This is a genomic window from Halomonas sp., assembly GCF_052095695.1.
Classification (GTDB): Bacteria; Pseudomonadota; Gammaproteobacteria; order Pseudomonadales; family Halomonadaceae; genus Vreelandella.
Window position 1 is genome coordinate 1 of the sequence record NZ_JBQDLQ010000111.1, and the last position, 9,726, is coordinate 9,726.

General features: G+C 55.0%; 7 protein-coding genes. 6 read left to right on the forward strand and 1 reads right to left on the reverse strand.

The genetic code is table 11. The annotated features are described in order from the left end of the window. Nucleotides 1-193 precede the first annotated feature (193 nt). Entirely contained in the window at nt 194-2,755 is a 2,562-nt protein-coding gene (gene mutS / locus ACTH5D_RS15980; protein ID WP_441672959.1) for a DNA mismatch repair protein MutS, read from the reverse strand. 123 nt (nt 2,756-2,878) lie between these two features. On the opposite strand from mutS, the gene ACTH5D_RS15985 reads away from it, so the two are divergent. The 6 genes from ACTH5D_RS15985 (at nt 2,879) to csrA (ending at nt 9,581) form a co-directional block, all read left to right on the forward strand. After that, nucleotides 2,879-3,412, forward strand: a complete 534-nt coding sequence (locus tag ACTH5D_RS15985; RefSeq protein ID WP_441672969.1) for a CinA family protein — start codon at nt 2,879-2,881, stop codon at nt 3,410-3,412. Nucleotides 3,413-3,502: 90 nt separating this feature from the next. Next, the gene (gene recA / locus ACTH5D_RS15990) at nt 3,503-4,570 is read left to right on the forward strand and encodes a recombinase RecA (protein ID WP_441672961.1); all 1,068 of its coding nucleotides are present in this window, start codon (nt 3,503-3,505) and stop codon (nt 4,568-4,570) included. A gap of 9 nt (nt 4,571-4,579) precedes the next feature. Next, nucleotides 4,580-5,044: a regulatory protein RecX gene (locus tag ACTH5D_RS15995; RefSeq protein WP_441672963.1), complete on the forward strand. Its 465-nt coding sequence runs from the start codon at nt 4,580-4,582 to the stop codon at nt 5,042-5,044. Between the two features lie 213 nt (nt 5,045-5,257). Beyond that, a complete protein-coding gene (gene alaS / locus ACTH5D_RS16000) occupies nt 5,258-7,867 on the forward strand; it encodes an alanine--tRNA ligase (protein ID WP_441672965.1) in 2,610 nt (869 codons plus the stop codon). 97 nt (nt 7,868-7,964) lie between these two features. Further along, the gene (locus ACTH5D_RS16005; RefSeq protein ID WP_441672967.1) at nt 7,965-9,215 is read left to right on the forward strand and encodes an aspartate kinase; all 1,251 of its coding nucleotides are present in this window, start codon (nt 7,965-7,967) and stop codon (nt 9,213-9,215) included. Between the two features lie 177 nt (nt 9,216-9,392). Further along, on the forward strand, nt 9,393-9,581 hold the full coding sequence (csrA, locus tag ACTH5D_RS16010) for a carbon storage regulator CsrA (RefSeq protein ID WP_096281982.1): 189 nt from the start codon (nt 9,393-9,395) through the stop codon (nt 9,579-9,581). Nucleotides 9,582-9,726: the final 145 nt, after the last annotated feature.

A 9,726-nucleotide genomic window follows, 5' to 3' on the forward strand; every position in this document is an offset into this window, starting at 1 on the left:
ATTTGCACTGGATGCAGTTCTCGGTAACGACAAACGTCATCTTGCTATCCCTCTCGCGGGACCGGATATATCCCGGTCATGATTAATCGTGAATGGTTATAAATCAGCCGTTTTTTATAAGCTAAAAGTTTGACGACATTCTAGAGGTGCGCATACCATGCGGCAAGCGCCGCATGGTCTTCTATTGCAGCTATTAGAGCAAGTCCCGCCATTGATAAAGCAGCGCGAGGGCTTCCCGCGGCGATAAATCATCCATATCCGTCTTTTCAAGTGCCTCGATTACCGGGTGAGGTATTGCGGCAAATAAGTCGTTTTGCTGCGGCGCAGTGCGTGGCACCTGTGTACTGTTGTCCACATCGCGATGCTCTAAGCTGATCAGCTTTTCACGGGCGCGTTTAATTACATGATTAGGAACGCCGGCTAACTGAGCCACCTGCAAACCATAGCTCTGGCTCGCCGGGCCTGCCTCTATGCGGTGCATAAACACAATGCTGTCGCCATGCTCGGTGGCCGTTAAATGGATGTTGGCAACGCCGTCCATATGCTCAGGCAGGGCGGTCATTTCAAAGTAATGGGTGGCGAACAGCGTTAGTGCACGCCCTTTAGCCAAATGTTCGGCGCTGGCCCAGGCAAGTGACAGGCCATCAAAGGTGCTGGTGCCACGGCCAATTTCATCCATCAAAATCAGGCTTTGCTGGGTAGCATTATGCAGAATGTTGGCAGTTTCGGTCATTTCGACCATAAAGGTAGAGCGCCCGCCAGCAAGATCATCCGACGAGCCAATGCGGGTGAAAATGCGGTCAAGCGGGCCGATTTCAGCGGCACCGGCGGGCACAAAGCTGCCGCAGTGAGCCAACAGCGCAATCAGCGCGGTCTGGCGCATATAGGTCGATTTACCGCCCATGTTGGGGCCGGTAATGATCAGCATGTGCTGATCAGGCGTGAGCGTGACGTCGTTAGGTACAAAAGGCGTTTCGCTAACGTGCTCAACAACAGGGTGGCGCCCAGCTTCAATGCGTATGCCGGTGGCCTCGCTGAGCATTGGGCGAACCCAGCCAAGTGCTTCTGCGCGTTCAGCAAAGGCACACAGTACATCTAGCTCAGCGACGGCTTGAGAGGTACTTTGCAGCGCATGTAGGCTGGCATTGAGATCACCCAGCAGGTGGTCATAAAGACATTTTTCACGCGTCAGCGCGCGCGATTTGGCCGACAGCGCTTTATCTTCAAACTCTTTGAGTTCTGGAATGATAAACCGCTCGGCATTTTTCAGCGTTTGGCGGCGGATATAGTCGGCTGGCGCCTGCTGTGCCTGGGAGCGGGGTAACTCAATAAAGTAGCCATGCACCCGGTTATAACCGACTTTAAGGTGCGCCAAGCCAGTGCGTTCGCGCTCGCGAAGTTCGAGCTGGATCAGATAGTCGCCAGCGTTTTCGGCCATGCCGCGATGCTCGTCGAGCTCAGCGTCAAAACCATCAGCAATCACGCCACCATCGCGGATTACTACGGGCGGGTTCTCGACCAGCGCACGGCTTAGCATATCGGCCATTTCTGGGTAGGGGCGAATATGCGGGCGCAGGGTGTCCAGCGCACTGCCGCTCTCTACCTCACTCAACTGCTGTTCAAGCGTGGGCAGCGTTACCAGTGCGTCTCTAAGGCGTGCTAAATCTCGTGGGCGGGCGCTATACAGTGCCACGCGAGCCAGAATGCGTTCGACGTCGCCGACGGCGCTCAAGGTATCGCGAAGCGGCATGTAGGCGGCATCTAAGCTGAGCAGTGCCACGCCTGCATGACGAGCCTGGACAATCTCCCGCTGGCGCAGGGGACGGTTGAGCCAGCGTTTTAGCAGTCGCGAGCCCATGGCAGTGGTGCAGGTATCCAGTACGCTGGCCAGGGTGTTGTCGCTATTGCCGCCGAGGTTGATGTCAATTTCCAAATTGCGCCGGCTGGCCGCGTCAATGACCACGGCATCATCACGATTTTCGACGCTGATCGCAGTGACATGAGGCAGCCGCGAGCGCTGGGTGTCGCGAGCGTAATCGATCAATACGCCTGCGGCAATCAGTGCGGTAGTTAAGTGCGCGCAGCCAAAACCACGTAAATCCTGAACTTCAAACTGATCACACAGGCTGCGGGTAGCGCTGTCTATATCAAATAGCCATTCACCCTGACGGCGCAGGCTGCGCTTTTGTGACCAGGCATCCGGCAGCGTTAAGCTTTCCGGCACGAGCAGCTCTGCGGGCGATAGCCGCGTGAGCTCGGCGAGCATTTCGGCTTCGCTCTCTACTTCCAGTACGTTGAAACGGCCGCTGGAAAGCTCAAGCCATGCCAGGCCCCAGCTATCTTTGCCGGGGGAGACGGACACCAGTACGTTGTCGCGACGCGCATCGAGCAGCGCTTCGTCGTGGAGCGTGCCGGGGGTGACGATGCGAACCACCTGGCGGTCAACGGGGCCTTTGCTGGTCGCTGGGTCGCCAATTTGCTCGCAAATAGCCACTGACTCGCCGCCTGCGACTAAGCGGGCTAGATAGCCTTCAGCGCTGTGGTAGGGTACGCCAGCCATCGGAATAGGTTTGCCGCCTGACTGCCCGCGCTGGGTAAGCGTGATATCCAGTAACGCGGAGGCACGTTTCGCATCGTCGAAAAATAGCTCGTAAAAATCCCCCATTCGGTAGAACAGCAGTACTTCGGGATGTTCACGTTTGATCTTTAAGTATTGCGTGATCATTGGCGTATTAGCGGGGATGGCCTGTGACATGGGCGTCCTGGTTAAGCGTGGCGTAGGCCGTCTCGACCGACGGCATGTTCTTTGGATCAGTTCTTTAAGAAAGCTAAACGCAGTATTCTACGCTGAACTGACGACTCACTTGAAGGAGCGACGATAGTGGCCAGCGTATCTAGTCTGAAAAATCTTGATTTAACACTGCTTGCTCAGCGTCTGGGGCGGCTTTGCCAGCAGCTAAATGTCGAAGTCACCGCCGCTGAGTCGTGCACGGGCGGCGGCATCGCCAGCGCGATTACCGCCGTGGCGGGTAGCTCGGCCTATTTTACAACCGGCTATGTGGCGTATGCGAACGCGGTGAAGAGCCGCTTATTGGGCGTGCCCGACGCTATGCTGGCAGCGCACGGTGCGGTGAGTGAAGAAGTGGTGAACGCCATGGTACTTGGCGCCTGCCGGGAAAGTGGTGCAAGCTTGGGCGTTGCAGTCAGCGGTGTCGCCGGGCCAGACGGTGGCAGTGAAGGCAAGCCGGTAGGCACGGTATGGCTGGCCTGGGGCGATGCCAATGCCCAGCAGGCGGAATGTTTTCATTTTCCAGGTGACCGTTCGGCCGTGCGTGAACAGGCCGTACGTCAGGCGCTCGCAGGGCTAGTGGCGCGTTTGGATGCTCAGGTAAATGTGGGCGATACGAAATAATTGTGAGAAAGCGTTGTTGAGGATTTGTTTACGACGGAATCTTTGGCATACTACTGGCTAATTATACAGCTTGTTATGAGGAATCACTGAATGGCTCAGGATGACAACCGTACTAAAGCGTTAAACGCTGCACTCAGTCAAATCGACCGTCAGTTCGGCAAAGGCACCGTCATGCGTCTCGGAGACGCTCCGCGTGTAGTCATGCCGTCGGTTTCCACCGGCTCATTGGGGCTGGATATCGCGCTCGGCATCGGCGGTCTGCCGTTTGGTCGGGTGTGCGAAATCTTTGGTCCAGAATCGTCGGGTAAAACCACGCTGACCCTTTCAGTGATTGCCCAGGCGCAAAAGCAGGGCAAAGTGTGTGCCTTTGTAGATGCCGAGCACGCGCTTGACCCAAGCTACGCTGAAAAACTGGGCGTTAATCTGGATGACCTGCTGGTTTCCCAACCGGACACCGGCGAGCAAGCGCTAGAAATTACCGACATGCTGGTGCGTTCTGGCGGTGTTGATGTGATTGTTATCGACTCGGTCGCAGCGCTGACGCCGCGTGCGGAAATCGAAGGCGAGATGGGCGATACGCACGTTGGCCTACAGGCGCGTTTGATGTCACAGGCGCTGCGTAAAATTACCGGTAATATCAAAAATGCCAACTGCTTAGTTATCTTCATTAACCAAATCCGTATGAAGATCGGCGTTATGTTTGGTAGTCCTGAAACAACGACCGGCGGTAATGCACTCAAGTTTTACGCCAGCGTGCGCCTCGACATCCGCCGCACAGGCTCGGTTAAAGTCGGTGATGAGGTCACCGGTAACGAAACCCGCGTCAAAGTGGTCAAGAACAAAGTGGCGCCGCCGTTCCGCCAGGCTGAGTTCCAGATTCTTTATGGCAAAGGTATCTATCACGCGGGCGAAGTTATTGACCTAGGCGTGCAGTGTAACCTTGTCGACAAAGCCGGCGCTTGGTACAGCTACAAGGGTAAGAAAATAGGTCAGGGTAAAGCGAATTCAGCGCTGTATCTGGAAGAGCACCCTGAGATTATGATTGAAATTGAAACGCAAATCCGCGAGCAGTTGCTGGCCAAGCCGGACCCCAAGAAAGAAGAGGCAGCTGTAGATGCATTGGTTGATGCAAATGCTGACGATGACGATCTGCTATAAGGCCCCCTAATGGCGTTTTCCTCACAGCGTGATGCTACGCCACGGGTGGTCGCCATTGGCTTGCTGGCTCGGCGCGAATATTCGCGCGCTGAGCTGGCACAGCGATTGGCGAAAAAGTCTTTTGAACCCTCTGCTATCGATGAGTGTTTGGATACGCTAATCGAGCAAGGGTTTCAGTCGGACGAGCGCTTCGCTGCAAGCTTCGTGCGCTCATGTATTTTGCGTGGCCAGGGCATAATCCGCATTAAGGGGGCGTTACGCCAGCGTGGCGTTGACCAAGAAACGCTTAACGCTGCCTTTGAGTCAGTGGTGGCGAGCGAGCAGGTTGACTGGTTTGAGTTGGCGCGCGAGACCTTGGCTCGGCGCTTTACGTCTGCTGGCGAAACACCCAAAGAGCGCGCCAAGCGAGAGCGCTTTTTAGCTAGCCGTGGCTTCGATTTTGAACAAATACGTTACGCACTTTCCTGCCTTTAACGCCTTCTTGGGCGCCTAAAATATCTTCGTTTCATATCGTCTCTTACATTTCTAATGGCGCTCTAATAGGCTTGTGCATCTTTTTGATTGCATTCCTGTCACTAAGTGCGGCTTTAGTCGTTTGACAACTGCGCTATAATGGCTGCTTTGCGACCCCTGAGGGTAGCGGTGACAGCGCCCTGGGACACCACGCTTTCTTGTTACGGATACCCTATGAAAAGCGCAGAGATAAGACAGGCCTTTCTTTCCTTCTTTGCAGAGCAGGGGCACGCCATTGTGCCAACCAGCTCGCTGGTGCCGGGTAACGACCCGACACTGCTGTTTACCAATGCCGGTATGGTGCCGTTTAAAGATGTGTTTCTGGGTCGCGATCCGCGTCCGTATGTACGCGCCACTTCTGCGCAACGCTGCGTGCGCGCGGGTGGAAAGCACAATGATTTAGACAACGTCGGCTATACCGCTCGTCACCATACTTTCTTTGAAATGATGGGTAACTTCAGTTTCGGTGACTACTTCAAGCGTGATGCTATCCGCTTTGCCTGGGTGTTTCTAACCGAAACGTTGGGGCTGCCCAAAGAAAAACTGTGGGTAACGGTGCACATCAGTGACGACGAAGCCGAGCGCATCTGGAAAGATGAAATCGGCATTGATCCTGAGCGCTTTTCCAAGCTGGATGAAGACAATTTCTGGCAAATGGGCGACACCGGGCCCTGCGGCCCCAGTTCGGAAATTTTCTTTGATCATGGCCCAGACGTCTGGGGTGGCCCGCCGGGCAGCCCGGAAGAAGATGGCGACCGCTATATTGAAATCTGGAATTTAGTGTTCATGCAGTTTGATCGCGATGCTCAGGGCACGCTCAATCCGCTGCCTAAGCCTTCTATTGATACCGGCATGGGCCTGGAGCGTGTGGCTGCTGTCATGCAAGGCGTTCACTCCAACTATGAGATCGATCTGTTTCAACGCCTACTGCAAGCAGCTTCAAAGGCAACCGGCCATGTAGACACGGCGACGCCATCGCTGCGCGTGATTGCCGATCACATTCGCTCCTGCGCCTTTTTAATTGCCGATGGGGTGCTGCCTTCCAGCGAAGGGCGCGGCTACGTGCTGCGGCGTATTATTCGCCGTGCGATTCGCCATGGCCATAAGCTAGGGGCGGTCGATCCGTTCTTCCACAAGCTGGTCGGTGCGCTTGACGCTGAAATGGGTGATGCCTATCCAGAATTGCGCGAAGCCAGCGGTCAAATCGAGCGCGTGCTGCTGAAAGAAGAGGAGCAGTTTGCCCGTACGCTGGATAACGGTATGGGGCTATTGAATGCGGCGCTGGCTGAGCTGGAGGGCAACGTGCTGTCGGGTGAAACTGTGTTTAAGCTGTATGACACTTATGGTTTCCCCTTTGACCTGACGGCGGATGTTTGCCGGGAGCGTGGCGTCACCCTAGATGAAGACGGTTTTCAGCGTGAGCTGGAAGCGCAGCGCGAACGCGCCCGAGCGGCCAGCCAGTTTGGTGCTGATTACAGCGCATCCATTGAAGTGGATGGCGAGACAGCCTTTACCGGGTACGACCGCTTAGAAGATCAGGCCAAAGTGACGGCACTGGTCGACAGCGAAGGCAATGCACTGGCGACACTTGAGGCCGGTCAGAAAGGTACCGTAGTGCTGGATCGTACGCCGTTTTACGGCGAGTCGGGCGGCCAGGTAGGCGACACCGGCTATCTATACGTAGACGGTGGGCGCTTCCAGGTAATGGATACCCAAAAGCAGAGCGGTCATCACCTGCATCAAGGTGTAATGGTGGAGGGTGTGTTGAGCGTTGGTGCTAGCGTGCGCGGCGAAGTAGACGCCAGTCTGCGCGTTGCAACTATTCGCAACCATTCGGCCACCCACTTGCTGCATAAAGCGCTGCGCATGGTGCTGGGTGATCACGTGCAGCAGAAAGGGTCGCTGGTTAACGCTGAACGCCTGCGCTTTGACTTTAGCCACTTTGAACCGATGACGGCTGAACAGCTGGCGGAAGTCGAGCGGCTGGTCAACGAGCAGATTCTAGCTAACGCTGTGACCAAAACCGAGCAAATGAGCTTGGATCAGGCCAAAGCCAAAGGCGCTGCAGCATTATTTGAAGCCAAGTATGCAGAGAACGTGCGCGTACTGACTATCGGTGCTGACGACTTCTCTATTGAGCTTTGTGGCGGTACCCACGTGGCGCGCAGTGGCGATATCGGCTGCTGTCACGTGATGAGCGAAGTGGGCATCGCTTCGGGCGTACGCCGCATTGAAGCGATTACCGGCGAAAACGCGCTGGCCTACTTCCGCGAGCAGGAAGCCTGCCTGGGGCGCTTGGGTGATCGCTTAAAAACCAAGCCAGAGCAGGTTGAGGCGCGGGTAGAGTCGCTGGTTGAGCGTAACCGTAGCCTGGAGAAAGAGCTTGAGCAGCTCAAAGCTAAGCTTGCCAGCGCCACGGGCAGCGACATGCTTAGCCAGGTCCAAGAGATCAAAGGTGTTAAGCTGTTGGCGACCCAGCTAGAGGGTGTATCCGGCAAAGATCTGCGTGGCATGCTTGATCAGATTAAGAACAAACTAGGTTCCGGCGTGGTTATTCTTGGCGTTGCCGATCAGGCGGCGGGCAAAGTGAGTCTCATTGCCGGCGTGACTCAGGATCTGACTGGCCGCGTGAAAGCCGGTGAGCTGGTCAATCATGTTGCCTCGCTTGTGGGTGGAAAGGGCGGTGGTCGCCCCGATATGGCTCAGGCTGGAGGTAGCCAGCCCGACGCGCTGCCGGATGCGCTCAAGAGCGTACCTCTATGGCTAGAAAACACGCTTAACTAAACGACAAGGCCGGTAGCATGAATTGCTACCGGCCTTGTCGTTAGATATTTACGACAAATTTCATCCTCCATTTCCGAACGCATAGGAAAAACGGCATATGGCACTATACGTACAGAAGTTCGGCGGCACCTCGGTGGGCTCTGTCGATCGCATCAAGGCCGTGGCTGAAAAGGTCAAAGGTTTCCGTGATCAAGGCCATCAAGTGGTGGTCGTGGTTTCTGCCATGAGTGGCGAAACGAATCGACTAACGGACATGGCACAGGCGCTGAATGAAGAGCCCGCCCCGCGCGAGATGGACATGCTGCTGTCTACCGGCGAGCAGGTGACGATTTCACTACTCGCCATGGCACTTCAGCAGATTGGCGTGCCAGCAACGTCGCATACCGGCGCGCAAGTGGGTATTTATACGGATAGCGCCTATACCAAGGCCCGCATTCAGCGCATTGAGACCGATGACCTAAAAGCGGACTTAGATGCCGGCCAGGTCGTTGTGGTGGCTGGTTTTCAAGGTGTCGATGAAAACGGCAATATTACCACGCTGGGGCGCGGTGGCTCGGATACCACTGGGGTTGCATTGGCCGCGGCGCTAGGTGCCGATGAATGCCAAATCTACACCGATGTCGACGGCGTCTATACCACTGATCCGCGCGTATGCTCTAAGGCCCAGCGTCTAGAAAGCATCACGGTGGAAGAGATGCTAGAGCTTGCCAGTCTGGGCTCTAAAGTGTTGCAAATTCGTGCAGTAGAGTTTGCCGGTAAGTACAACGTACCCCTGCGGGTGCTGTCGAGCTTTGAAGACGGCCCCGGTACCCTAATTGTTGCAGAAGCAGACAAAGACGAGGACGCAATGGAAGAACCCCTAATCTCCGGTATCGCTTTCACCAAAAATGAAGCCAAACTGACCTTGCTGAACACGCCTGATGTGCCCGGCGTAGCATCGCGTATTCTTGGTCCCATTGCCGATGCCAATATCGAAGTCGATATGATCGTGCAGAACGTGGCCCCTGCCGGTGACTATACCGATTTCACCTTTACAGTTGCGAAAGGTGACTACAAGGCGACCAAAAAGCTGCTTGAAGAGACGGTGATTCCTGATTTGGGAGGCGGTGAGCTGCGCGGTGATGATAATATCGCTAAAGTATCGCTCGTCGGTGTCGGTATGCGCTCTCATGCGGGCGTAGCATCGAAAATGTTTCGCGTGCTGGCCGATGAAAATGTCAATATTCGTATGGTCTCAACCTCCGAGATTAAAATTTCGGTAGTGATTGATGAAAAACATATGGAACTTGCCGTCAATGCGTTACACAAGGCGTTTGGCTTAGATAAAACAGATGTCGAGTCTGAGTAACACTTATCTCTTAACTCTTCTACGCTAAAGAAGTACTTACTGCCGTGTGGTGGTGAGCTTTCTTTCAGCGGGAGGTTTAAGGTATCAAGGAGCCGTGGTAGGCAATACCGTGTAGCCATCGTGGTATTGCCTTCGGTTGATATACCCCGCTGTAAAACGTCTGAAAGGAGATCAGCCATGCTCATCCTAACTCGCCGTGTTGGCGAAACCCTGATGATCGGTGATGAAATGACCGTCACGGTGCTAGGTGTGAAAGGTAATCAAGTGCGTATCGGCGTTAACGCGCCGAAAGATGTATCGGTTCATCGTGAAGAGATTTACCAGCGCATTCAGCGTGAAAAGAACAGCGAAAACGAAGTGGAATGACGCCTACGCTCGCGCATCAGTATGTGATGCTTTCAGCGTAAGGTAAGGCCAGCGCGAAAAAAAACGGCCAAGGGCTGGACAGAAGTAACCTGAATCGGTAATATTCGCGCCGTGCCGTTAAGGAGAGGTGGCCGAGTGGCTGAAG